Below are 25,679 nucleotides of genomic sequence, written 5' to 3'. Positions count from 1 at the left end.
CATTTTTTACCATCGAATAGTTGTAAGTAGTTTCTCTAAAGTGTGTTTTTCATTGTCACTCAATCCCCAAGATTCGAGTTCTTTTCTTATATCTGTTAAAAGACCGTATTCTCGAACAAAACCGTTCAAACGTGCAGCAATAGTTGAATCAACATAATCAGTATAGGTTGGAAAAAGGTTGCTTACTGATTCAAGAGCTTTAGGGTAACGTTTCATAAAATATTTTTGATGATGATCTTCTGCTCGATAAAAGTGAGTGTACGGGAGAAATTCAGTTTGTATTTGTTTATTGTATTTCTTTTCCCAGTTTTTTTTGACCTGAGTAGCAGTCTTTTGTTGTTCAGAATCATGATAAAACACAATTGAAAGATACTGGCGCCCTTTATAGTTGCGGTCTTTAACAGCATCATGACTGTCCCAAAATAAATTTAAAATATCTGAGTAACAAATAACCTCAGGATCAAAATCAATTTCTAGCGTCTCAGAATTGTCTCCAATGGATCTATAGGTAGGATTAGGTAAAGTACCACCAGCGTAACCAACACGTGTTCGAATGACGCCAGGAAGATGGCCAAAATGACTATCGGGTCCCCAAAAGCACCCCATACTAAAGGTAGCAGTTTGAGTACTATTCGATTGTCTATCAAAATTTTTCATGTTGTAAACCTCCAAATATAAAAATAAAAACCACCTGAAACGATTTTAGCAAAATCATTTCAGGTGGTGAACTTTAACTCATAGTAATTAGTTTAGCTAGAACAGGTATAAATCCTGCAGCTAACATTGCAATCAGCATAATCCAGACAAACACTTTAGTGAAACGTTGTGTTTTAGAGACTGATTTTTTGTTTTTTGTAGCCACGAGGTAATCCCCCACTTTCATATGGATATTTCTTACAGTTTACATCAAATAAGCAGAAAGAATCAAGAGGCTATTAAAAATAATCTTTTTTTCTTAATATCCAAACGGTTAATCCGCATATTGCAAGACTGATGAAGCAGAGTATCCAAAAAGCACCTGGAGTATCTTCAAATGGGAGTGTCACGTTCATACCCCAAAGTGCTCCGATAATATTTGGGATTGTTAAAACGATAGTGATGGACGTTAACACTTTCATAATATTATTTAAATTGTTTGAAATAACAGAAGAAAAGATAGCACTGATTTGTTCTAACATTTTATTAGACTGGCGAATCATTGCTTCAGCTTGTTGATTTTCAATAACAACGTCATGTAAAAAGGAAAGAATGCTTTTATCTGTATTAAAACGCTCGATAGCTTTTAAGCGTTTGAAAATCGGATGATTGCTTTCAATAGCAGTACTAAAATAGACCAAACTCTTTTGTAGAGACATCAAAATAAATAATTGGCGGTTTTTAGAAGTCTTTGTAATGGTGTCTTCTAATTTTTCAATTTTAGCATTAATTTCTTTTAAATAAGTAATGTAATCAGAAGATATGTGCCAAGCAATATCAAGCAAAAAACGCTCTTGATTGGTACTAGATATTGGGAAGTTCGGCTTATTTTCAATCATACTTGAAATAAAATCAGGTGTACGAACAGCAGCTGTAATAACGGTTTTAGCTGTCATAATAACTGCTAAAGGCCTGGTAACATATTCACTATCGTTTTGGTTACTGGTTACTTTTAATGGATAAAGAAACATAGCTAATGAAGAACTCTCGCTTTCATCTAATTCTAAATTTTCATGTCTTGAAACCTCATCTGGATCCAAAACACTAGAAAGATAGTCTTTTGGGAACCCAAAATGTTTAACCACTCGATTGATTTCATCAGATGTCGGATTAGATAGGTGTAGCCACTCCACATGAGTAAAATCAGTGTCATGGACAACTTCACCTTTAGTTGTTGTATAATAAGAATGAATCATAGCAAACGCTCCTTGAAATAAGATTAATAGAAGATACGATAAAGAAATAAAATCTACTCTACTCCCTAGTTTACACTAAGCAGGATGAAAAAAGTTAAAAAGTGTTTTTTGTTAGAAGGAAAAATGTACTTTCACTCAAAAGACACAACAATTTTTGAATAAAAGTTTATAAATCGTATTTCAACTTAAAAAAATGGTTGTATCTTGAGTGGGAAAATAAATAAGTTAACAGAATATATGAAACAACTTTTCATTTCTCGCTTTTTTTGCTAGGATAGTAAGGGACAAAGAAATAATAATTAGTTAAATAGAGGTTGAAGAGAAGGGAGTTCAAATAAATATGAGTAAGCAACAAATTGGTGTAGTTGGAATGGCTGTTATGGGGAAAAACTTGGCTTTAAACATTGAAAGCAGAGGTTATACTGTATCTGTTTATAATCGAACTACTTCTAAAACAGAAGCCGTTATTGCAGAAAACCCAGGTAAAAAATTAGTATTGACTCGTACAGTTGAAGAGTTTGTAGATTCTCTTGAAAAACCAAGACGTATTTTGTTAATGGTACAAGCAGGTAAAGGAACGGATGCAACCATCCAATCTTTATTGCCGCATCTTGATGAAGGAGATGTATTGATTGACGGAGGAAATACCTTCTTTAAAGATACAATTCGTCGCAGTGAAGAACTAGCAGAATCAGGTGTGAACTTTATTGGCACAGGTGTTTCTGGTGGAGAAGAAGGCGCGCTTAAAGGGCCAGCTATTATGCCAGGTGGGCAAAAAGAAGCTTACGATCTTGTTGCACCTATCCTTGAACAAATTGCTGCTGTAGCTGAAGATGGCGAAGCTTGTGTTACGTACATCGGACCAAATGGAGCAGGACACTATGTTAAAATGGTTCATAATGGTATTGAGTATGGCGATATGCAATTGATTGCTGAATCTTATCACTTGTTACGTAATGTTGCAGGGTTATCAGTTGAAGAAATAGCTGAAGTATTTGCTGAATGGAACAAAGGCGAATTAGATAGTTTCTTAATTGAAATCACAGCAACAGCTTTAACTAAAAAAGATCCTGAAACTGGAAAACCAATGGTCGATATCATTTTAGATCGTGCTGGAAATAAAGGTACAGGCAAATGGACATCACAAAGTGCATTAGATTTAGGTGTACCACTACCATTGATTACAGAATCTGTTTTTGCACGTTATATCTCAGCATTAAAAGAAGAACGTGTTGAAGCAAGTAAGGTTTTACCAAAACCAGCTAGTTATTCATTTGATGGAGATAAAGCTGAATTGGTTGAAAAAATCAGACAAGCTTTATACTTTAGTAAAATCATGAGTTACGCTCAAGGATTTGCGCAAATGCGTACAGCTAGTGAAGAGTATGATTGGAATTTACAATACGGTGAAATAGCTAAAATTTTCCGTGCCGGATGTATTATTCGTGCTCGTTTCTTGCAAAAAATTACAGATGCTTATGATCGTAAAGCAGATCTTAAAAACTTGATGTTGGACGATTACTTTATGGATATCACTAAAAATTACCAAGACTCTGTTCGTGATGTGATTGGTATTGCTGTTAAATCAGGTGTACCTATCCCAACGTTCTCTTCAGCAATTGCTTATTATGATTCATATCGTACTGCTGATCTGCCTGCAAATATCATTCAAGCGCAACGTGATTATTTCGGAGCACACACATACGAAAGAACAGATAAAGCTGGAACTTTCCACTTTGACTGGTATGGAAATGAAGGAGAAGAACAACTGTAAGACGTTGTTTTTCTAAAATAGATCGTAAAAAAGAGGCTGAAATTATATTTTCAGTCTCTTTTTGTATGACAAAAAATAATGAAAGTACCGATTAAATAATAGACAACTGTCGAATTGCTTAAGAAACTCTTAAAGGTGAGTTTTAAGGTTCTCATTTATTTCTAATTTATGGTAAAATGATAACGGACACATTAAAAATTGATTGTGAAAAACTATTTATCATGGTATCGTAACAAGAGCAAAAGAGACAAAAATAGGGATTTTAGAGGAGCAGGTGTACACTAACATGAACAAAATTTTAATTATTGAAGATGAAAAAAATCTGGCTCGTTTTGTAGAACTAGAATTAAAACATGAAGGCTACGCAACAGAGGTTCGTTACAATGGACGTACAGGATTAGAAGCTGCAGTTGCAGAAGATGCACATTGGGATGTTATTTTATTAGACTTAATGCTACCAGAACTAAATGGAATAGATGTTTGTCGTCGTATTAGACAAGTAAGTAATGTGCCTATTATTATGATGACTGCTAGAGATTCAGTTATTGACCGTGTATCTGGTTTAGATCATGGTGCAGATGACTATATTGTTAAACCATTCGCTATCGAAGAATTATTAGCACGTTTGCGCGCATTATTCCGCCGTATTGAGATTGAAAGTGAACAAAATATCACAAAACAAACAACAGTTACGTATAGAGATTTAACGGTTGAAAAAGAAAACCGTGTCGTACGTCGTGGTGATGAAGTTATTGAATTAACTAAGCGTGAATATGAATTGTTGCTAGAGTTAATGGAAAATGTGAATGTTGTTTTAGCTCGTGATGTATTATTGAATAAAGTTTGGGGATACGAAACTGAAGTTGAAACAAATGTCGTAGATGTATATATTCGTTACCTAAGAAATAAAATTGACGTTCCGAATGTTGATAGCTACATTCAAACCGTTCGCGGGACAGGTTATGTGATGCGTTCGTGAGATTCTCGTTCTATGACAAAAATAAGGAAGGAAAGAAAAGAAAACGATTATCCTTAAAATGGAAATGGACTATTGGAGCAACACTTGCAATATTCTTAACGTTTTCGATTTTTTCAATTGCTATTTTTGTAGGTTTTAGACAAATTATGTTCACACAAGAGGAAGAAAATTTTAGAGAAGTTTTATTTGGAGCAGCTAGTCGTCTAGTTGATGAAAATAAAATAACAGATAGTGATTCTACAGCTCTATCAAAGTCAACGGTTTACTCTGCGTTTAATCCCTCTTACTTTCCAGATATTATGGAGCTAAATGGAGAATATGATCAGAGAAATACAACATTTGAAGATTCTGGAAATTACGAAGATACTTTATATGCCAAAATGAATGAAGAAGATGTCATCGTAAGGGTTTATACTCCAACATCACGTTTGCTTTTTGAATCAAAATTAGGCGATTTTTCTTTTGAAGAAAGCTCGGAACCAGTTATCAAGATGATCGATGTAAATGGTGAAGAGGGTTATTATGGAGTTGCGCCTGTTATTTCTGATGAGACACAACAAATCATTGGATATGTACAAGTTATCGATGGGATGTCAGATTACCATAATATGATTGAGGTCACATTTATTAGTTTAGTAGCTATGAGTTCTGCTGCTCTTATTTTTAGTGGTATTTTAGGTTACTTCTTGGCATCAAATTTTTTGAAGCCGATAAAAAACATTACAAAAACAATGAATGACCTCAGACAAGATACGCAATCGACTTCTAGAATTGAAGTAGTTGAAGGAAACGATGAATTGGATCATCTATCTATTGTCTTTAATGATATGCTGGATAAAATGCAAAAGTATATTGAGCAACAGAAACAATTTGTTGAAGATGTTTCTCATGAATTAAGAACACCAGTTGCTGTGATGGAAGGTCATTTGAAACTATTAGATCGGTGGGGTAAAAATGATCCTGAGATCTTAGATGAATCACTTTCTGCTTCATTACAAGAAATCACACGGATGAAAAGTTTGGTTCAGGAAATGTTAGATTTATCTAGAGCTGAGCAAGTAGAAATTCATTATAAAAATGAAAAAACGGCTATAAAACCGATTATTCAACAAACTTATAATAATTTTAAAATGATTCATCCAGACTTTGTTTTTAATTTGGACGATGATATCAATGAAGAAGTATATGTTTCTATTTACCGAAATCATATTGAACAAATCTTGATTATTTTACTAGATAATGCAGTGAAATATTCTACTGATCGTAAAGAAGTCCATATTTCAGTTGCAAATGATGATCGAGAAGTCCAAATTGCCATTCAAGACTTTGGAGAAGGAATGACTCCAGAAGACGCTGAAAAGATTTTCAATCGTTTTTATCGTATTGATAAAGCTCGTAGCAGACATAAAGGCGGAAATGGTCTTGGTCTAGCGATAGCTAAAGAATTATTAAGTGGATACAACGGCACGATCACTGTAGAAAGTGTTTTAGACTATGGTTCAATATTTAGAATCACATTGCCTATCTACAAAGATGAAGTATAAAAAAAATACCTACTCATTCGAGTAGGTATTTTTTTTAACGATTTTTTTGTTGTTTGCCGGCATTTCTACCGCGGCCATTTGTTTTGTTTGATGGTTGATTTAAAACTTTAGATTGTTGTGCAACAGGTTCAGCTTGTTTAATCGTCCGTTTTGGTTTAGCAGGACGTTTTTTAGCTTCTGCTTCAACTTGTGCTTTGATCCTAGGTTTAAAAATAAAATTAGTAATAAGTGTTTGGAAGACTGCAAAAATTCCTCCAACAAACCAATACAACCCTAACCCAGCAGGTGATGTAAATGAAACCATTAAAATCATAATTGGGCTAACGTACATCATTGTACGCATTTGTTTCTTTTGTTCCTCAGGAAGTCCAATCATAGAGACATAAGATTGAACAAAATAGACAGCACCGGCTGCGATAGCAAGAGCAATATTTTGATCTCCTAAACTAAAGCCTAAGAATGTACTATTTCCTATTTCTTTAGACAAATTGATTGCTTGGAACATAGCTGTAAATATCGGCATTTGAATCAATAATGGTAAACATCCGATACCACCTAACATACTCATGTTGTTATCTTTATAAAGACTCATGAGTTCTTGTTGAGCAGCAGCTTTTTCTTCAGCTGTAACAGCAGATTTTTGTTTCTTCTGGACTTCTTCCATTTCTGGTTTGATCAAGGCCATTTTTTCTTGTTGTATAATAGATTTTTTTGATTGGCTTAAATTTAAAGGTAAAATAATTAAGCGGACGACTAATGTAATGACAATAATAGCTAGTCCATAACTACCTCCTAATAATTCAGCAAGTTGAATTATCACTTGTTGCGTTGGAACCACTAGAAATTCGTAAATAAAACCACTAGGGTTTCCATCTGAGTCATGACCCATACAACCAGACAAAAAAACCATAACGCTTAATAGCGTTCCTGATAAAAGTAATTTCTTGAAATTTTTCATTGTTCACAATCCTTCATTTTTAAAGTAAGTAGCATTACTTACTATACAGGATTCAGGAATGGTTTTCAATTGCTTATTATGAACTTATCTCTGACAGGCAAAGAGGAAAGTTCTTCTATAGTGATAGAATCAACTTGCCCACTGGGTGAAGGGGAATTTCTTATTTTTTCTATAAATTTGTCTATTTTTTCTTCATCGCCATTAGCTTCTATATAAACGCTTCCATCTGATTCATTACGAACAATGCCGTAGACGTCAAACTGATCAGCTACTACTTTGGTTGAATAACGAAAGCCAACGCCTTGAACAAGTCCTGTTACACGAATCGAAACCTTTTTCATAGAAATCCCTCCATTACTATTGTCTTCTATTGAAGACTCTATTGGTTTATTAACTGGAAAAAGAAACTCTTTGACTAATGTAAAAAAAGAACTCATCCTAAACCTCCTTAATATAATAGTACTTGTTTAAGTTATTGTAACGAGTGAATTAAATTTGGTCAATCATTCTTGATGCTAATTAATAAAAAAGAACAAACTTTTGGTTTTGTTGCATTGAGTATAGAGATACCTTACAATGGATGCACAATGGTCACAGGGAAAAGTAAAAGTATCAGCAGGTTTAAGTATAGAAAGGAATAAACATGAAGACATTAATTATTGCCGAAAAACCAAGTGTAGGAAAAGAAATTGCACGAGTATTAGGAGCAACTCAAAAAAGCAAGACACATATTGAAGGAAATGACGTTATTGTAACGTGGGCATTAGGCCATTTATTGGGGTTGAAAATGCCAGAAGATTATAAAGCAGAGTGGGCAACGTGGGACTTAAATGTCTTACCGCTTATTCCAGAAAAAATGACAACTAAACCGTTAACGAATACCAGAAGCCAATTAAAAGCAATCAAACAACTGGCTAATCGAAAAGATATTGGTTCAGCAGTAATTGCGACGGATGCTGGACGTGAAGGAGAATTGGTTGCAAGATGGATATTAGAGTATGTTCATTTTAATAAACCAGTAAAAAGACTGTGGATCTCATCGCAAACCGATAAGGCTATTAAAGATGGATTTAATCAATTGCAACCGAGTAAAAAATACGATACATTATACGATTCTGCAGTTGCGCGTTCAGAAGCAGACTGGTTAATTGGTCTAAACGTTACTAGAGCATTGACTGTGAAGTATCAAGATAATTTATCAGCTGGACGGGTACAAACACCTACGTTAGCCATGGTACGTAAGCAAGAAGCCAAAATACAGTCTTTCGTTCCAGAAACTTTTTATACGGTGCAATTGACAGTCGATGGTAAAAAAGCTGTGTTGCAAGAGGGAGCTCCACGTAAGTTTAATGACCGAGAAAAAGCCGAGAAGCTAGTATCATCGTTAAAAGACAAACCAGTAACAGTTGTAGATATAAAAGAAAAACAGTCGGTTCAACAAGCGCCAATGCCATATGATTTAACTGAACTTCAACGCGAAGCTAACCAACGCTACCAATTTTCAGCAAAGAAAACACTTAGTTTAATGCAGACCTTATATGAACGTCATAAAGTGCTATCTTATCCAAGAACAGATTCAAAGTATTTGACTCAAGACATGGTAGGAACTATGAAAGAACGAGTTATGGCGATTCAAGGATTTGCTCCTGAAGAAGCTAAAGGGATTTTGAAAAGAGGAGCTCAAGTAACTCAAAAAGGTGTTTTTAATACTGCTAAAGTGACAGATCATCATGGTATTATTCCTACTGAAGAACGCCCACGTCCAGAAAAAATGGAAGCAGATGAGTTGAAAATTTATCGCATGGTTGTGGAACGTTTTATTGGACTTTTTTTACCAGCTTATAAAGTCTCTAAGACAACGGTTGTTTTTTCAGTAGCAGGTATCTTATTTAGTCTACAACAAGAAACCGTACTTGAAAAAGGCTGGAAAAAGGACGTTCCAAAACAATCAGAAAATGTGTATAAACTAAACGAACAATTAATGCGTACAGCTTATACCATTCAAAAACAGTTGACTCAAGCGCCAGCTCGATTGTCTGAAGGTACCTTGCTGCAAAATATGGAAAAGAATGGGTTAGGAACACCTGCAACTCGTGCTGAGATCATTGAAAAACTGATTAGCAGCGAGTTAATGGAACGAAATCAAAATAAGCTAAGCACAACGCCTAAAGGACAACAATTGCTAACATTAGTAAACCCTGCATTAGTGACTCCTGAACTAACAAGCAAATGGGAGAAGTCCTTGGAAGAAATCTCAAATGGTGGTTTAAAAAAAGAGGACTTCTTAAAGCAAATAAAGAATGAAACTGCTCGATTAGTAACAGAAATCAAAACAAGTACGCAAACGTATAAAGATCATGCATTAACTAACAAGATCTGTCCTGACTGCGGTGAATTGTTGAAAGAACGAAGTGGCCGTGATGGAAAATTACTCATTTGTAGCAGTTCAACTTGTTCGTACAAACGTAGAAAAGATCCGAAAGTATCTAATCACCGCTGTGCACAGTGCCATCGGAAAATGGAAATCCATGAAGGCAAAAATGGAAATTATTTTAAGTGCAAATATTGTAACATTACTGAAAAATTAGAAGGAAAAAGTAGTAAGAAACCTAGCAAACACGAAACAAAGAAATTAATGCAAAAAATAAACAATCAACAAGAAGAAGTAGAAAGCCCGTTGGCGTTAGCCATGAAAGCTGCAATGGCAAAAAAAGATAATTAAATTTGGATTTAGGAAAGGATGGAATAAGGCAAGAAAGATTGTCTATTTCATCCTTTTACTGCATTCCGTTTAAGAGTAATTTTGTGTATAATCAAAGAAGAGTATAAGGAGGGAAGAAAATCGTGGCAGTGAAAAAAAAGACTAGCACAACTAAAAAGAACGCAAATTATCGTTTCTCTTTTGAAATTATTGGCTTGATATTTATTATTTTAAGTATTTTTTCAGCTTCAAAAACTGGCTTTGCGGGTGTTTTTAGTGCAAATCTATTTCGTTTTTTTGTAGGAAATACATTTATCGTAGCATCCATTTTAGTAGGGATTTATGGTGTGTATCTAGTATTTAAAGGTAAAGAACCTCCTTTTAAAAACAAACGTATCATGGGATTTTTACTTATTTACAGCAGTTTACTATTAATATTGCATGCCCGTTTATTTGCTCCTATTATCCATTCAGATATGAACATCATCTCAGCTACTTTTCGTTTTTTCATGACAGACATGGCAAATAACGAAATTACCCAATCGCTTGGTGGGGGTATGATTGGAGCCATTTTTTATGCGATCAGCTATTTTTTATTTTCTCAATGGGGTACTTATTTTATAGCAGGACTTAGTTGCTTTTTTGGACTGTTTTTATTATTTCAACTATCGTTTAAAACTTTTTTGAAAAAAACTGGTCAGCTATTTCTAATGATCTGGGAGAAATTAAAATCAGCTTTAAATCATTTTAAGACGGCTATCCATCAAAAAACAAGTAGATTAAAAGAGACTCCCAAAGCTGAGGGGGTAAAAGTTAGCAAGAAAAATAAGGAAAATACAGTCAAAGCAGTATCAACTACAAATGAAGACGATCAATCAGTCACTAAAGATAAAAATGAGCAATTGCAGCTAGAAATTGACAGCTATCAAAATCGTGTTGAAAAACCGGCGACTAAGGAAGCAGCAGATGCTGATTTTGAAGAGAATGAAAGCGAAACGATCGATTTTGAGATAGGGGCTGAAAGAGAAAATAAAGATTATCAATTGCCTCCTTCACATCTGTTGAATGAAATACCGCAAAATGATCAAACAAACGAGTATGCGCTTATCCAAAAAAATGTAAAAAAATTAGAAGAAACATTCCAAAGTTTCGGAGTGGACGCCAAAGTTACTAAAGCAAACTTAGGTCCAGCTGTAACAAAATATGAAGTTCAACCTGCTGTTGGGGTAAAAGTGAGTAAAATAGTCAATCTCAGTGATGACATTGCTCTGGCATTAGCAGCAAAAGATATCCGAATTGAAGCGCCTATTCCTGGGAAATCATTTATTGGGATCGAAGTTCCAAATAGCGAGGTGAGCTTGGTTTCGTTTAGAGATGTTATTGAAGGTCAAGTTCACAATAAAGAAAAAATGTTAGAAGTTCCGCTTGGAAGAGACATATCCGGAAACATCACTATGGCAGATTTATCTAAAATGCCTCACTTGCTTGTTGCAGGGTCTACGGGTAGTGGGAAGTCTGTTTGTATTAATGGTATCATCACTAGTTTATTGATGAAAGCTAAACCAAACGAAGTGAAATTAATGATGATCGATCCTAAAATGGTAGAGTTAAATGTATACAACGGGATTCCACATTTGTTGACTCCTGTTGTAACAAATCCTAAAAAGGCAGCTCAAGCTTTGCAAAAAGTCGTTACTGAAATGGAAAGAAGATATGAACTATTTGCGGCCAGTGGAATGCGAAACATTACTGGTTATAATCAACATTTGCAAACCTATAATGAAGAAAACGGAGAAAATTATCCAACGTTGCCTTTCATAGTGGTAATTGTAGATGAACTAGCTGACTTGATGATGGTAGCTAGTAATGAAGTTGAAGATGCCATCATCCGGTTAGCACAAATGGCTAGAGCTGCTGGCATTCATATGATTTTAGCAACTCAAAGACCCAGTGTAGATGTTATTACCGGTATCATCAAAGCGAATGTACCTTCACGTATTGCTTTTGCTGTTTCAAGTGGTGTTGATTCTAGAACGATAATCGATGGCAGTGGAGCAGAAAAATTGTTGGGTAGAGGAGATATGCTATTTTTACCAATGGGCGAAAATAAGCCTGTCCGTGTACAAGGGGCATTTATTTCAGATGAAGAAGTTGAGCATATAGTGACTTTCGTAACGGATCAACAAGGTGCAAATTACGTAGAAGAAATGATGCCGACTGAAGAAACTAAGACTATGGAAAGTGAAGTACAAGACGATGTCTACGAAGATGCTGTGGCTTTGATTGTTGAAATGCAGACAGCGAGTATTTCCTTATTGCAACGTCGTTTTAGGATTGGATATAACCGCGCGGCTCGGTTGATTGATGAAATGGAAATGCGAGGCATTGTTGGTCCATCAGAAGGAAGTAAGCCTCGTAAGGTGAACATTACAAGGCTTACTGGTGAGGATCATTTGACAGAAACAGAAGCAGACCAATATTAATAAATAACACTCGTTTGATAGCAATCTATTTAACGAGTGTTTTTTTTGGAACGTGCACTTTTTGTTAGTCATTTGGTCCATATGCAAACGAAACGAGCACTAATACATTAGAAATCAATTAAAAACTGAACAATTTTAAGCTAAAACGTTTTCAACAATCATATTTGTTGTTTATTTTTTAAAATAAAGATGGTACTATAAATGCGAGGATGAATTGATGCTAATTTAATTCATACTAAAAAATTATTGGGGGTTTTTTGAGTGAAGAGTAGAAATTTTAAGAGTTTATTGACTCTGGGTCTATTATCAAGTTTAACATTGGCTGCATGTGGAGCTGATGAAGGAAGTGATAATGCTTCATCTTCAGGTTCAGGAGAAGATTATTCAATTGTTATGGTTACCGACGTAGGTGGAGTAGATGATAAATCATTTAACCAATCTGCTTGGGAAGGTATGGAAGCTTGGGGAGAAGAGCACGGACTTGAAAAAGGACCGGATGGCTACAACTACATTCAATCTGACGAAGATTCTCAATTTGTTACAAACTTAAATACTGCTCTAAATAGTAATTTTGATTTGATTTATGGAATTGGATTTAAATTACAACCAGCAATGGCAGACGTTGCTGCACAAAACCCTGATCAAAATTTTGTTATTATTGATGAACAGATCGAAGCAGACAATGTTGCTTCTGTATTATTTAAAGATCATGAAGCTGCATTTTTAGCAGGTGTTGCAGCTGCTGAAACAACTGAAACAGACCATGTTGGATTTATTGGTGGGCAAGAAAGTGCTGTTATTGACCGTTTTGAAGCTGGTTTTGTTGCAGGTGTAGAAGCGGTTAACCCAGATATTACAATTGATGTTGAATATGCAGGTTCATTCGGAGACGCTGCACTTGGTAAACAATTAGCAGCTGCTATGTATAGTTCAGGAGCAGATGTAATCTATCATGCGTCAGGTGATACAGGTAACGGAGTATTCTCAGAAGCTATTGACCGTATGAATTCTAACCCAGATGAACAATTATGGGTAATCGGAGTTGACCGTGATCAAACTGCTGAAGGTGAGTACGATGGCGGGAACTTAACACTTACTTCAACTCTTAAAGGGGTAGGTCAAGCTGTTCAAGATATCGCAAATGAATCAATGGAAGGCAACTTCCCAGGTGGAGAAATCAGCAACTTTGGCTTAGCTGAAGATAGTGTAGGTATTACTGATGGAGCTTTATCTGAAGAAACAATCAAAACTGTTGAAGATTACAAACAACAAATTATCGATGGTGAAATTACAGTCCCAGAAGCACCGTAATTGTAACTTAGACTAAGCACTTCTTAGGGAATAAATAAAGGTAAAGGACCGGTAACTTATACCGGTCTTTTACTCTCTTATGAGGTAGCACTCTTTCTACGATTTGGCAAATAGATATTCTATTAAAATTACAAGAGAAAATTTGATAAGTACTTGTCTGTAAAAGAACTATAATGGATAATGGGTTGAGCAATAGAAAAGGAGTGAAACCATCGTGTCAGAATCAGTAAACGTCATTGAAATGAAGGGTATTACGAAACAATTTGGTACTTTCAAAGCGAATGACAATATTAATTTGCAGCTTAAAAAGGGAGAGATACATGCTCTTTTAGGAGAAAATGGTGCAGGAAAATCGACTTTAATGAATATTCTTTCAGGATTATTAGAACCAACTTCTGGAGAAATTCTTGTTGATGGACAGGTGGTAAATATCAGTTCACCTAGTGCAGCAAACAAATTAGGTATTGGAATGGTTCACCAACATTTTATGTTAGTGAAGAAATTTACCGTGACTGAAAATATCATTTTAGGAATGGAAAAAACTAAGAATGGTTTTCTGGACAGAGACTCGGCTAAAAAAGACATCAAAGAATTGTCTGAGAAATACGGTCTGCTAGTTGATCCTAGTGCAAAAGTCGAATCTATTTCAGTAGGAATGGAGCAACGGGTAGAAATTTTAAAGACCCTTTATCGTGGAGCAGATATTCTGATTTTTGATGAACCAACAGCGGTATTGACCCCTCAAGAAATCGATGAATTGATCAATATAATGAGAGCCCTAACAAAAGAAGGGAAATCTATTATCTTAATCACTCATAAACTTGACGAAATAAAAGCTGTTGCAGATCGCTGTACAGTTATTCGTCGAGGACAAAGTATTGACACGGTAGATGTTTCAACTACTTCTCCACAAGAATTAGCAGACATGATGGTTGGGCGTTCGGTTTCCTTTAAAACAGTCAAGAAAGCTTCTCAGCCAAAAGAAACAGTATTGTCGATTGAGAACCTTGTTGTAAAGGAACATCGTGGTTTAGAAGCCGTAAAATCTTTGAGTTTGGAAGTGCGAGCTGGTGAGGTTGTTGGGATAGCAGGTATCGATGGAAACGGACAAAGTGAGTTGATTCATGCAATAACTGGTTTAGCGAAGACTGAAAGTGGGAAAATCACATTAAATGGGCAAGAAGTCCAAAATAAAACTCCACGTAAAATTACAGAAATAGGGTTAGGTCATATTCCAGAAGATCGCCATAAATATGGTCTGGTTTTACCAATGTCGCTAGAAGAAAATATTGCATTACAAACCTATTATAAAAAGCCTTTAAGCAATTATGGTATTTTAAATCAAAAAGAAATAAAGAAATTCGCTTTAAAATTAATTGAAGAATTTGATGTACGTACACAAAATGAAACGACTCCTGCTGGCTCGCTATCAGGTGGGAATCAACAAAAAGCGATTATTGCTAGAGAAATTAATCGTAATCCTTCATTGTTGATTGCTGCTCAACCAACACGCGGACTTGATGTTGGAGCAATTGAATATATCCACTCACGTCTGATCGAACAACGTGACAATGGAAAAGCAGTTTTATTAATGAGTTTTGAGTTGGATGAAATTTTAAATGTTTCTGATCGAATCGCTGTTATGTATGAAGGAAATATTATTGCTATTGTAGATCCAAAAGAAACAACTGAACAAGAACTTGGTTTATTAATGGCTGGTACTTCTCTTGAAAAAGCCCGTTCTTTGATTAAACAAGGAAATGGGAAGGAAGGTGTTCACATTGACTAATAAAAAAGATACGCTTAATAATTTATTAGTGCCAGTATTATCTGTGGTCTTGGGATTTATTCTAGGTGCTATTATCATGGTTATTTTTGGATATAATCCAATTTCTGGCTATACTGCAATGATCAATGGCGCTTTTGGTTCTTCATTTTACATTGGTGAAACCTTAAGACAAGCTACGCCACTTATTCTAACAGCACTGGGTTTTTCTGTAGCCTATAATGCAGGATTCTTTAATATCGGGGTTGCAGGACAAGCGCTATTAGGATGGTTGTTTTCGGTATGGGTTGCAAATAGTTTTATAGATTTGCCTAGCTTTATTTTACTTCCTCTAAGCATATTGGGTGGGGTTTTAGCTGGTGCAATTTGGGCTGGAATTGCTGGGTTTTTAAGAGCCTATTTTAATACAAGTGAAGTTATTGTAACCATTATGTTAAATTATACGGCTCTTTATACAACTAATTATTTAATTCGTAACGTTTTGACGGAATCGGCAGATGCAACACCCCGCATTTCAGAAGGTGCTAGTCTGCGAGCAGGATGGATTACAGAATTAACAAGTAATTCTACATTGCATACTGGGATATTTATTTCGTTAGCCATGGCTGTCATTGTATGGTTCTTAATGAAAAAAACCACTACTGGATTTGAAATTAGAACAGTTGGATTAAACCCAAGTGCTTCTGAATATGCTGGGATGAGTACTAAGCGAAATATCATTATTTCGATGTTGATCAGTGGTGGTTTAGCTGGTTTAGGAGGAGTAATGGAAGGGTTAGGGAATTTCCAAAATATTTTCACACAAGGTGCAATGCCAACGATTGGTTTTGACGGTATGGCGGTTGCCTTGTTAGGATTGAGTAATCCTGTCGGAATCATCTTCTCTGCTATATTATTTGGTGCATTGAAAATTGGTGGGAACAGTATGCCAATGATTTCAGGTGTACCAACCGAAGTTGTAGATATTGTAATAGCATCTATTATCTTCTTCGTTGGAGCTAATTACTTAATTCGTTACTTTATTGACAAACGAGCTAGAGTGAATAAAGGAGGAGTAAAATAAGATGGATATTACAAATTTACTACAACTTATTATTTCATCATCGCTTGTTTATTCAGCTCCTCTTGTGTTGACGGCCCTAGGTGGAACCTTTTCTGAGCGCAGTGGTATCGTCAACGTAGGACTTGAAGGAATAATGGTTATGGGAGCATTTAGTTCAATTGTTTTTAACTTAACGTTTGCCGGAACTTTTGGTGATTTGACTCCTTGGATCGCTGCTTTAGTTGGTGGACTTGTGGGTACGATTTTTTCAATGATTCACGCAGTAGCAACTGTTAATCTAAGAGCAGATCACATAATTTCTGGTACTGTTATTAACTTAATGGCTCCAGCGTTAGCTATATTCTTTACACGTGTATTGTATAATGGTGCTGGACAAACGGATCGTATTACTGAAAGTTTTGGTAAAGTAACAATACCTTTGTTAAATCGTATTCCGTTTATTGGCGATATTTTCTTTAAAGGAACTTCTGCACCCGCATTTGCAGGTATTTTAATTGCGATTATTTGCTGGGTAGTCGTCTTTAAAACTCGTTTTGGTTTACGTTTGAGATCTGTTGGAGAGCATCCTCAAGCAGCAGATACATTAGGAATCAATGTTTACTTAATGAAGTATGCTGGAGTTATGTTATCTGGTTTGCTAGGTGGTATGGGTGGAGCAATCCAAGCTCAATCTATTTCGTTGAGTTTCCAAGCTTCAACCATTGCTGGACAAGGGTTTATTGCTATGGCAGCAATGATCTTTGGTAAGTGGAACCCTCTTGGTGCAATGGGGGCAGCTATTTTCTTTGGTTTTGCTCAAAGTTTAGGGGTTATCGGAAACTATATTCCAATTATTCAAGATATTCCAAGTGTATGGTTGCAAGTTGCACCATATGTTATCACTATTATTGTATTGGTCGGAGTAATCGGTAAATCTGAAGGACCAGCAGCTGGTGGTAAAACGTATATTAAATCAAAATAATCATGTTGTTGGCAGTAACGGACATTCATGTCTGTTGCTGCTTTCTTTTTTTCATTATTTATTTTAAGATAGACAATGAACGCTTTTTAAGTTAGAGGAGGAAAAGGTATGTCAATTCAATTAAATGAAGGAGTTCATTTACATGTACTCCCCACTAAAAAATACAAAACCATTCGAATCATGATGAAATTTCGTGCTCCATTAAATAAGAAAACGATTACTAAACGAGCTATGTTAGCGAATTTATTAGAAACAAATAGTAAAAAATACCCTACACAAACAGCACTAAGAAGTGCTCTATCAAATATGTATGGAGCTAGTTTTGGAACAGGTGTCAGTAAAAAAGGAAACACTCATATTTTTTCTATCAGTTTGAACTTAGTAAACGAAAAGTATCTTTCAAAAGGCGATAATGTATTACAAGAAGGTATCGACTTTTTAAAAGAAATTATATTTCAACCGAATACAGAAAATGGACAGTTTCATGAACAAACCTTTAAGAGAGAAAAGGAAAATTTAGTAGATTATTACGATTCACTCTTTGATGATAAACAGACTTATGCCAGTCTTGCTTTGCAAGAGCTCTTATTTGAAGATGTTAATCAACAAATCCCTAGTGTAGGTTCAAAAGAAGATTTGGAAGAACTATCCCCTACATCGCTATATGACTATTATCAAGAGCTTTTAGATCAAGACAAAATTGATATATATTTAATGGGAGATGTTGATGAGGGTGAAATTCAATCAGCTTTTGAACAATTTAATTTTTCGCCTCGTGAAATCGTACCAACAAGCAGTTTTTACGCTGAAAAGGAACCCAATGAAGTGAAAAATAAGACTGAAGAACAAGACATTATTCAAGCGAAATTTAATCTTGGTTACACAACCTCAGTTTTTTATCACGAACCTTCTTATTACGCTGCACAAGTATTCAATGGTTTGTTTGGCGGATTTCCGCATTCGAAATTATTTATGAACGTCCGTGAAAAAGAAAGTTTAGCTTATTATGCTTCTAGTTCATTGGATACGTTTAGAGGAATAATGACGGTTCAAACAGGAATTGATAATCAAAAAGTAGATCAGGTTAAAGAAATTATTGCCTTACAATTAAAAGAAATGCAAGCGGGCAATTTTACTGAGGAAGCAGTTTCTCAAACAAAAGAAATGCTGAAGAATCAACTTTTCCAATCAGAAGATAATCCTGGATCCGTTATTGAACGTATTTATGCGTTACAATTGACCAAAGGGAAAATCCTTACCATTGATGAATGGGTAAAAAGAATTGAAAAAGTTACTAAAGAAGAAATAATTGAAGTGGCTAACCAAGTGAAATTAAAGGCAACATTCTTTTTGACAGCGGAGGCGAAATAATGGAGAAAAAAGTTTACGAGCAATTGCAAGAAATAATTTATACCGAAACATTAGATAACGGATTAAAGGTTACATTGCTACCTAAAAATGATTTCCATAAAACATATGGATTGTTTTCCACAAACTTTGGTTCAATTGATAATCAATTTGTACCAAATGGCAAAACAGAAATGATCACTGTTCCAGATGGAATTGCTCATTTTTTAGAACATAAACTATTTGAAAAAGAAGATGGAGATGTATTTAACACGTTTGGTCGATTGGGTGCTTCTGCCAATGCATTTACAAGTTTTACTCGAACAGCGTATCTTTTTTCTAGCACTAGTCATGTTTCGGAAAGCTTAACAACTTTATTAGACTTTGTTCAAGAACCTTATTTTACAGACGAAACAGTAAACAAAGAAAAAGGAATTATTGCTCAAGAGATTCAAATGTATGAAGATGAGCCAGATTGGCGTTTGTTTTTTGGTATTTTAGGAAATATGTATCCTAAACATCCTTTACACATCGATATTGCGGGAACTGTAGATAGTATTATGGATATCACACCTGAATTATTGTATGAAAACCATGCAACTTTTTATCATCCTAGCAATATGAATTTGTTCGTGGTAGGGAAGTTAGACCCTGAAGAAATGATGAAGTTGATTCGAGAAAATCAAGCACAGAAAGAATATGCTCCAGCCGAAGACATTAAGCGAATTTTCCCAGAAGAAACGATCAAAGATATTAAACCGTATAATTTTATTAATATGACTGTGAATCGACCAAAGAGTATCGTAGGAGTAAAAGGAATAAGAGAAATTTCAAGTGGTATTGAAGCCTTAAAATACAAAACAACAATGGATTTATTGCTAACGCTATTATTTGGCCCTACATCAGAAAATTATTTAAAATTATACGATAAAGGTATCATAGATGATAGTTTTTCATTTGAATTTAACTTAGATCGTACGTTCCATTTTATTGATGTTAGTGGAGATACGAAAGACTCTGCAGTTTTTAGTGCTGAAATCAAAAAATTATTACTTGAAGCAAAAATGAGTTCAGAATTAACTGATGAGAACTTAGCAATAGTTAAAAAGAGAACGATTGGGCAAGAACTACAATCGTTAAATTCACTAGAATATATTGCCAATCAATATAGCCAACCCATATATGGCGAAGCAACTTTATTTGATGTCGTTCCCATTATAGAAAGTATCACATTGGATGAGATAAAAGAAGCGGCTGAAGAATTTATGATTGAAGATCATATGACTACGTTTCATATTTTACCAAAAGGAGACAAAAACGCGTGAAATTTGCCTTGATAATGGGAGCAAGTGGCGATATTGGGAAAAAAATTGCACAAGAATTAGCTGAAAAAGGTTGGTCGCTGTATCTGCATTACCATTCAAATATCAAAAGTGCTGAAGAACAATTGCAAGAGTATCAAGAACACTACCCTAAACAAGATTTTTATGCATTGTCTTTAGATATGACTCAAGAAGAAGAGATTCCTCTTTTCCTGAAATCCATTTTTCAATTGGATGCTGTGATATTTGCAAGCGGCTTTACGACGTATCAATTGTTAACCGAAGTCTCTACTGTGGATATGGATCATATGTGGGCAGTACACGTTAAAACACCAATTATATTGCTTCAACAATTACAGTCTAAACTAGCTCATTCTAGAAATGGAAGAATCATTTTTATTAGTTCAATTTATGGTGAAACAGGTAGTGCTATGGAAGTTCTTTACAGCACAACAAAGGGTGCTCAATTAGCTTTTATAAAAGCTTATAGTAAAGAAGTAGCTAGCTTAGGGATAACAGTTAATGCTATTTCTCCAGGGGCTATTGCTACAAAAATGAATCAGGATTTTACTTCAACTGAAGTAAAAGAACTAGAAAATGAAATTCCTTTAGGACGTTTAGGAAGTGTATCTGAAATCAGTTTTTGGGTTGTGCAACTAGTGGATAAAAGAAGCGCATATATGACTGGTCAATCTATTGTCATCAGCGGTGGTTGGCTAAAATAAGAAAAATTAGTTATGCAGTATAAAGAAAAATTAATGTTTCTAAAGTATCAGTTATGTTATAATTCAAATGATATAAGATTTTCTCTCTAAAAAAGAGAACAGGTAGGTGAGACAATTGAATGAAATTGGTGAAAAATTAAAAGAAGCAAGAAAAGCTAAAGGCTATACTTTAGATGATTTGCAACAAATGACTAAAATTCAAAAACGTTACTTGATTGCTATTGAAGAAGGCAATTATGATGTGATGCCGGGAAAATTTTATGCTCGTGCGTTTATCAAACAATATGCGGATACTGTTGGCTTAAATGGAGACCAATTATTAGAAGAATATACAGATGCGGTACCTCATACTCATGACGAAGAATACGTAGAAAAAGTTTCTACGGATCAAACTCGTGTTGGAAAGAATACAGAAAATGTACTTTTAACAAAAGTCCAAGAATATTTACCTACAATCTTAATTGGCATTATAGCGGTAGCTATTATAGCAGCCATCTATTTTGCAGTAATCAAGACGAATAACCAAGGTGATGAAGAAATGATCACTAAAGATTCTGAAACAATATCTGTTTCTAGTGCAGATTCTGCAGCAACTGAGGAATCTGAAACTGCAACGGAATCCTCTGAAACAATAGCATCTGAAGAGAGTGAAGAGGATCAAGGAATAGAAATCTTATCCTCTACTGGATCTGCTACAACTTATTCCGTTACGGGAAGCTCCGAAGGCAATACTTTAACATTAACTGCGACAGGTGGAGACTCTTGGATCAGTGTTGAAGCAGATGGAACAACAATTGATGCTCAATTAATAACGGATGGTTCTAATTTAGAAACAGAAGTTCCAGAGGGGACTTCATCATTATTGGTTATCATTGGAAATGCTCCTGCAACGGAAGTTAATCTTAATGGCGAAGATATCTCATATGCTCCAGAAGCAGAAAATTCTGTTCGACAAGAAATTGAATTTCAATTTGAGTAAACTTTATAAGATAAAAGTCTAAAAAGGCCCTTTGGCAATAATCTTAGCAGCAATGGGTGTATATTATTGGAGAGAGGAAGCAAAAAATTGAACTTACCGAATAAACTTACAGTATTGAGAATATTTATGATTCCAATATTTGTTATTGTAGTATTGGCACCATTTGATTGGGGCGTTTTTCAGCTTTTAGGATCAACAATTGAAGTTACTCAGTTGGTAGGGGCAGTTTTATTTGCTTTAGCAAGTTTTACAGATTGGTTAGATGGTAAAATTGCGCGTGATCGAGGATTGGTAACAAATTTTGGTAAATTTGCAGATCCCTTAGCTGACAAAATGTTGGTAATGACAGCTTTAATTATTCTAGTAGGGCAAGACTTAGCTCCTTCGTGGGTTGTATCTATTATTGTTTGTAGAGAGTTAGCAGTTACTGGATTAAGATTGCTATTAGTGGAGCAAGGTGGAACTGTTTTAGCAGCTGATTGGCCAGGAAAAATCAAGACAGCTACTCAAATGGTTGCCATTATATTATTACTGGTTGATAATTTGCCATTTGAAGGTATTGGGCTTCCAATGGCCTCTATTATGTTATATATTTGTTTATTCTTTACCATTTATTCTGGTGTAGATTATTTTGTTAAAAATAGTGCAGTGTTTAAAGGTCCAAAATAAAAAATCGTTAAAATGTTAAAAAATAATATGGAGAAGACTGTTTTTAACAGGTCTTCTTTTTTTTACCTCTTAAAAAGTATGGTAAAATAGGAAGACAATAACCAGTCTTTTATGGTACTTAAAGTAAGGCAAATAAAAGTTGCGGAACAGAATTCGCGTATTATAGAAGTAGGAGTGAAGTAAGATGAACGCTGAAATCATAGCAGTTGGAACAGAACTTTTAATGGGACAAGTAGTAAACACTAATGCTTCTTTTCTCTCTCGCGAACTAACACTATTAGGCATAGATGTTTATCACCAAGTAGTTGTTGGAGACAATTCGAAACGATTATTAGAAGTTATACAAGTGGCAGAAAAAAGAAGTGATCTAGTTATCCTTTCAGGTGGTCTTGGACCTACGAAAGATGACATTACAAAACAAGTATTGGCTGAACATTTAAATAAAGAATTAATTTTAGATACAGGTACTATGGATAAAATAAGTAGTTTTTTTGAAAATAGCAAGCGAGTAATGACAGAAAATAATCGATTGCAGGCTATGGTAATTGAAGGATCTACTGTTTTAAAAAATGAAACAGGACTTGCAGCAGGGATGTTTTTAAAACAAGACAAACAAGCTTTTTTATTATTACCAGGCCCACCTAGTGAGTTAGAACCTATGTTTATAAAGGAAGCAAGGCCATTACTAATGGACGGACGCCCAAATGAGAACCATCTTGTATCAAGAGTTTTGCGTTTCTTTGGCATTGGAGAATCTCAACTAGCTGCTGAATTAGAGGATTTGATTGAAGAACAAAAAAATCCTACTATTGCTACTTATGCTGGGAAGCATGAAGTAACCTTACGTTTAACAGCAAACGGAAGTACTGAGAAAGCATGTCAATTATTATTGGATAAGATGGAAGCTACCATCCAACAACGCATAGGCGGTTATTTTTATGGGTATGGAGAGGATAGACGTTTAGTAAATGTTGTGACAGATTTATTAAACGAACAAAATCTGACACTTACAGCTGCTGAGAGCTTGACTGGTGGTTCTTTTCAACACCTTATAACAAGTGTTTCAGGTGCAAGTAACTATTTCAAGGGTGGAATTGTAACTTATAGTAATGATGCAAAAACAACTATTTTAGGAGTTACAAAAAAATTAATTGAAGAGTTTGGTGTAGTCAGTGCTGAGTGTGCGATAGAAATGGCAAAAAAAGCACAAGAGATGTTTGATACAGATTTGGCTATCTCCTTTACAGGGGTTGCAGGCCCAGATAAATTGGAAAATAAAGAAGTAGGAACCGCATGGATTGGTATTGCTACTAAAGAAACAGCATTTGCTAAAGAGTATCACTTTGGTAAAGGGCGTGAAAATAATCGAGAAAAATCGATCATGTCCGGATTAGACTTAATTCGAAGAGTGTTACTAGATTTGCCTATAGAACAAAAAGTTTTGTGAAATGAAAATAGGAAATCAATCGATTGAAAAAGACCGAATGTTTGTTCGCTTTTTTCTTGCTTTTTTTATATAAAAAAGGTATGATAATGTTTGTAGCAGATGAAAATATGAATGATTAATTAAATAATAAAAGAGACTTGAGGAGGATTTATTTAATGGCAGACGATCGTAAACAAGCATTAGACGCAGCGTTAAAAAAAATTGAAAAGAACTTTGGTAAAGGTTCCGTTATGAAACTTGGAGAAAAAGTTGATACGCGTATTTCTACAGTCCCTAGTGGATCATTAGCATTAGATGTAGCATTGGGAGTCGGCGGATTTCCTAGAGGAAGAATTATTGAAGTATATGGTCCTGAAAGTTCAGGTAAAACAACGGTAGCTTTGCATGCCGTTGCTGAGGTTCAAAAACAAGGCGGAATTGCTGCATTTATTGATGCTGAAAATGCATTGGATCCAAAATACGCAGCTGCACTTGGAGTAGATATTGACGAATTGCTATTATCTCAACCGGATACAGGTGAACAAGGTTTGGAAATTGCAGATGCATTGGTTTCCAGTGGAGCAGTGGATATTGTTGTCATTGACTCGGTTGCTGCATTAGTACCACGTGCGGAAATTGAAGGAGAAATGGGAGACTCTCATGTAGGGTTACAAGCTCGTTTGATGTCTCAGGCTTTACGTAAATTATCTGGTTCAATCAACAAAACAAAAACTATTGCTTTATTTATCAACCAGATTCGTGAAAAAGTTGGTGTTATGTTTGGTAATCCAGAAATTACACCAGGTGGACGTGCTTTGAAATTCTATGCTACGATTCGTTTGGAAGTTAGAAGAGCTGAACAAATTAAACAAGGTACAGATATTATGGGTAATCGTACAAAAATTAAAGTAGTTAAGAATAAAGTTGCTCCACCTTTTAGAGTAGCTGAAGTGGATATCATGTATGGAGAAGGTATTTCTCAAGTAGGAGAACTTGTAGATATGGGATCGGATAAAGATATCATTGATAAAGCAGGTGCATGGTACTCTTATGGTGGCGAACGAATTGGCCAAGGAAGAGAAAATGCAAAAAAATTCTTTAAAAACAATCCTGAATTAAGAGCTGAAGTAGAACAAAAAGTTCGAGCAGCCTATGGTATTGGAGAAGCTGGTGCTGAAGAAGTAGTAGAAGCACCTGAAACTGATTTATTAGAAGACTAAACGAACTAGAAGATAGAGAAAAGCCAATAAGCTTAGACGCTTGTTGGCTTTTTTTGGAAATATTTTACTAAAAATGTATGGAAAAGGGTTCATAAATGAATTGGATCAACACAATGAAAGTTTATGAAAGGGCTACAAAACCATTATTTAAGTTGACATGTCTCTTCACTACAATTAAAATTAAGATATCTATTAATTTAAAATTAGATAACGGGTAGGTTTTATTGGTATAAAGCTATTCTGGTTCTACCAAATAATGGATAAATATTAAATGACAAATTAAATAAATGATACGGAGGTGGAAGAATGGATTTTAAAAGTGTTGCCTTCGCTATCGTTACTTTAGTTGTCGGTCTTATTGTTGGATATCTCGTCCGCAAAGCAAACCACGAAAAAGAACTAGCTGGTGCTAGAAACACTGCAACTGGAATATTGGAAGAAGCAAAAAGAGAAGCAGAAACCATGAAAAAGGAAGCGATGTTAGAAGCGAAGGATGAAAGCCACAAATATCGAACTGAAATTGAAGCAGAGCTGAAAGA

22 protein-coding genes are annotated in these 25,679 nt (G+C 35.1%); 17 read left to right on the top strand and 5 right to left on the bottom strand.

Features of this window, described 5'->3' with window-relative positions; genetic code table 11:
• Positions 1 to 6 precede the first annotated feature (6 nt).
• From msrA to ABS911_RS05260, 3 genes are all read right to left on the bottom strand, one after another.
• Positions 7 to 657: a peptide-methionine (S)-S-oxide reductase MsrA gene (gene msrA / locus ABS911_RS05270; RefSeq protein ID WP_350466646.1), complete on the bottom strand. Its 651-nt coding sequence runs from the start codon at positions 655 to 657 to the stop codon at positions 7 to 9.
• Between the two features lie 73 nt (positions 658 to 730).
• Positions 731 to 862 (bottom strand): DUF4044 domain-containing protein, encoded by a 132-nt coding sequence (locus tag ABS911_RS05265; protein ID WP_081896484.1) that lies wholly within the window; start codon positions 860 to 862, stop codon positions 731 to 733.
• 73 nt (positions 863 to 935) lie between these two features.
• Entirely contained in the window at positions 936 to 1,892 is a 957-nt protein-coding gene (locus tag ABS911_RS05260) for a magnesium transporter CorA family protein (protein WP_350466645.1), read from the bottom strand.
• Between the two features lie 340 nt (positions 1,893 to 2,232).
• Between ABS911_RS05260 and gnd the strand changes: the two genes are divergently transcribed.
• The 3 genes from gnd (at position 2,233) to ABS911_RS05245 (ending at position 6,189) form a co-directional block, all read left to right on the top strand.
• Complete coding sequence (gnd, locus tag ABS911_RS05255) at positions 2,233 to 3,666, top strand: NADP-dependent phosphogluconate dehydrogenase (RefSeq protein ID WP_350466644.1); 1,434 nt, start codon at positions 2,233 to 2,235, stop codon at positions 3,664 to 3,666.
• A 286-nt stretch (positions 3,667 to 3,952) separates the two neighbouring features.
• A complete protein-coding gene (locus ABS911_RS05250; RefSeq protein ID WP_013710305.1) occupies positions 3,953 to 4,645 on the top strand; it encodes a response regulator transcription factor in 693 nt (230 codons plus the stop codon).
• Positions 4,642 to 6,189: a sensor histidine kinase gene (locus ABS911_RS05245; protein WP_350466643.1), complete on the top strand. Its 1,548-nt coding sequence runs from the start codon at positions 4,642 to 4,644 to the stop codon at positions 6,187 to 6,189. Before ABS911_RS05250 ends, ABS911_RS05245 begins: the two co-directional genes overlap by 4 nt.
• A gap of 34 nt (positions 6,190 to 6,223) precedes the next feature.
• Here ABS911_RS05245 and yidC read toward each other — a convergent pair whose 3' ends face one another.
• Both yidC and ABS911_RS05235 read right to left on the bottom strand, forming a co-directional pair.
• On the bottom strand, positions 6,224 to 7,147 hold the full coding sequence (gene yidC, locus ABS911_RS05240; protein ID WP_350451937.1) for a membrane protein insertase YidC: 924 nt from the start codon (positions 7,145 to 7,147) through the stop codon (positions 6,224 to 6,226).
• A 65-nt stretch (positions 7,148 to 7,212) separates the two neighbouring features.
• A complete protein-coding gene (locus tag ABS911_RS05235; protein ID WP_350466642.1) occupies positions 7,213 to 7,584 on the bottom strand; it encodes an acylphosphatase in 372 nt (123 codons plus the stop codon).
• Positions 7,585 to 7,790: 206 nt separating this feature from the next.
• On the opposite strand from ABS911_RS05235, the gene ABS911_RS05230 reads away from it, so the two are divergent.
• The 14 genes from ABS911_RS05230 to ABS911_RS05165 all read left to right on the top strand — a co-directional run.
• Positions 7,791 to 9,869, top strand: a complete 2,079-nt coding sequence (locus ABS911_RS05230) for a DNA topoisomerase 3 (protein ID WP_350466641.1) — start codon at positions 7,791 to 7,793, stop codon at positions 9,867 to 9,869.
• A gap of 122 nt (positions 9,870 to 9,991) precedes the next feature.
• The gene (locus ABS911_RS05225) at positions 9,992 to 12,331 is read left to right on the top strand and encodes a DNA translocase FtsK (protein WP_350466640.1); all 2,340 of its coding nucleotides are present in this window, start codon (positions 9,992 to 9,994) and stop codon (positions 12,329 to 12,331) included.
• A 261-nt stretch (positions 12,332 to 12,592) separates the two neighbouring features.
• Entirely contained in the window at positions 12,593 to 13,642 is a 1,050-nt protein-coding gene (locus ABS911_RS05220; protein WP_350466639.1) for a BMP family lipoprotein, read from the top strand.
• 241 nt (positions 13,643 to 13,883) lie between these two features.
• Complete coding sequence (locus tag ABS911_RS05215) at positions 13,884 to 15,431, top strand: ABC transporter ATP-binding protein (protein ID WP_502880503.1); 1,548 nt, start codon at positions 13,884 to 13,886, stop codon at positions 15,429 to 15,431.
• Positions 15,424 to 16,491 (top strand): ABC transporter permease, encoded by a 1,068-nt coding sequence (locus ABS911_RS05210; RefSeq protein ID WP_350466638.1) that lies wholly within the window; start codon positions 15,424 to 15,426, stop codon positions 16,489 to 16,491. Before ABS911_RS05215 ends, ABS911_RS05210 begins: the two co-directional genes overlap by 8 nt.
• 1 nt (position 16,492) lies before the next feature.
• Entirely contained in the window at positions 16,493 to 17,452 is a 960-nt protein-coding gene (locus tag ABS911_RS05205; protein WP_350466637.1) for an ABC transporter permease, read from the top strand.
• A 108-nt stretch (positions 17,453 to 17,560) separates the two neighbouring features.
• The gene (gene yfmF / locus ABS911_RS05200) at positions 17,561 to 18,823 is read left to right on the top strand and encodes an EF-P 5-aminopentanol modification-associated protein YfmF (RefSeq protein ID WP_350466636.1); all 1,263 of its coding nucleotides are present in this window, start codon (positions 17,561 to 17,563) and stop codon (positions 18,821 to 18,823) included.
• The gene (gene yfmH, locus ABS911_RS05195; RefSeq protein WP_350466635.1) at positions 18,823 to 20,124 is read left to right on the top strand and encodes an EF-P 5-aminopentanol modification-associated protein YfmH; all 1,302 of its coding nucleotides are present in this window, start codon (positions 18,823 to 18,825) and stop codon (positions 20,122 to 20,124) included. The genes yfmF and yfmH overlap by 1 nt, the downstream gene beginning before the upstream one ends.
• Positions 20,121 to 20,846: an elongation factor P 5-aminopentanone reductase gene (gene ymfI / locus ABS911_RS05190; RefSeq protein WP_350466634.1), complete on the top strand. Its 726-nt coding sequence runs from the start codon at positions 20,121 to 20,123 to the stop codon at positions 20,844 to 20,846. Before yfmH ends, ymfI begins: the two co-directional genes overlap by 4 nt.
• A 106-nt stretch (positions 20,847 to 20,952) precedes the next feature.
• Positions 20,953 to 21,825 carry a helix-turn-helix domain-containing protein gene (locus ABS911_RS05185; RefSeq protein WP_350466633.1) on the top strand — a complete coding sequence of 291 codons (873 nt, stop codon included), beginning with the start codon at positions 20,953 to 20,955 and terminating at the stop codon, positions 21,823 to 21,825.
• Positions 21,826 to 21,912: 87 nt separating this feature from the next.
• Positions 21,913 to 22,494, top strand: coding sequence for a CDP-diacylglycerol--glycerol-3-phosphate 3-phosphatidyltransferase (gene pgsA, locus ABS911_RS05180; RefSeq protein WP_089978308.1), 582 nt, complete (start codon positions 21,913 to 21,915; stop codon positions 22,492 to 22,494).
• 184 nt (positions 22,495 to 22,678) lie between these two features.
• Positions 22,679 to 23,941, top strand: coding sequence for a competence/damage-inducible protein A (locus ABS911_RS05175; protein ID WP_350466632.1), 1,263 nt, complete (start codon positions 22,679 to 22,681; stop codon positions 23,939 to 23,941).
• Between the two features lie 155 nt (positions 23,942 to 24,096).
• The gene (recA, locus tag ABS911_RS05170) at positions 24,097 to 25,140 is read left to right on the top strand and encodes a recombinase RecA (protein ID WP_350466631.1); all 1,044 of its coding nucleotides are present in this window, start codon (positions 24,097 to 24,099) and stop codon (positions 25,138 to 25,140) included.
• A 306-nt stretch (positions 25,141 to 25,446) separates the two neighbouring features.
• Positions 25,447 to 25,679, top strand: a 233-nt coding sequence (locus ABS911_RS05165; protein WP_350466630.1) for an Rnase Y domain-containing protein, incomplete at its 3' end; no start/stop codon positions are given.

The organism is Carnobacterium sp. (assembly GCF_040274425.1).
This window is presented reverse-complemented; position numbering and strand designations above follow the sequence as displayed.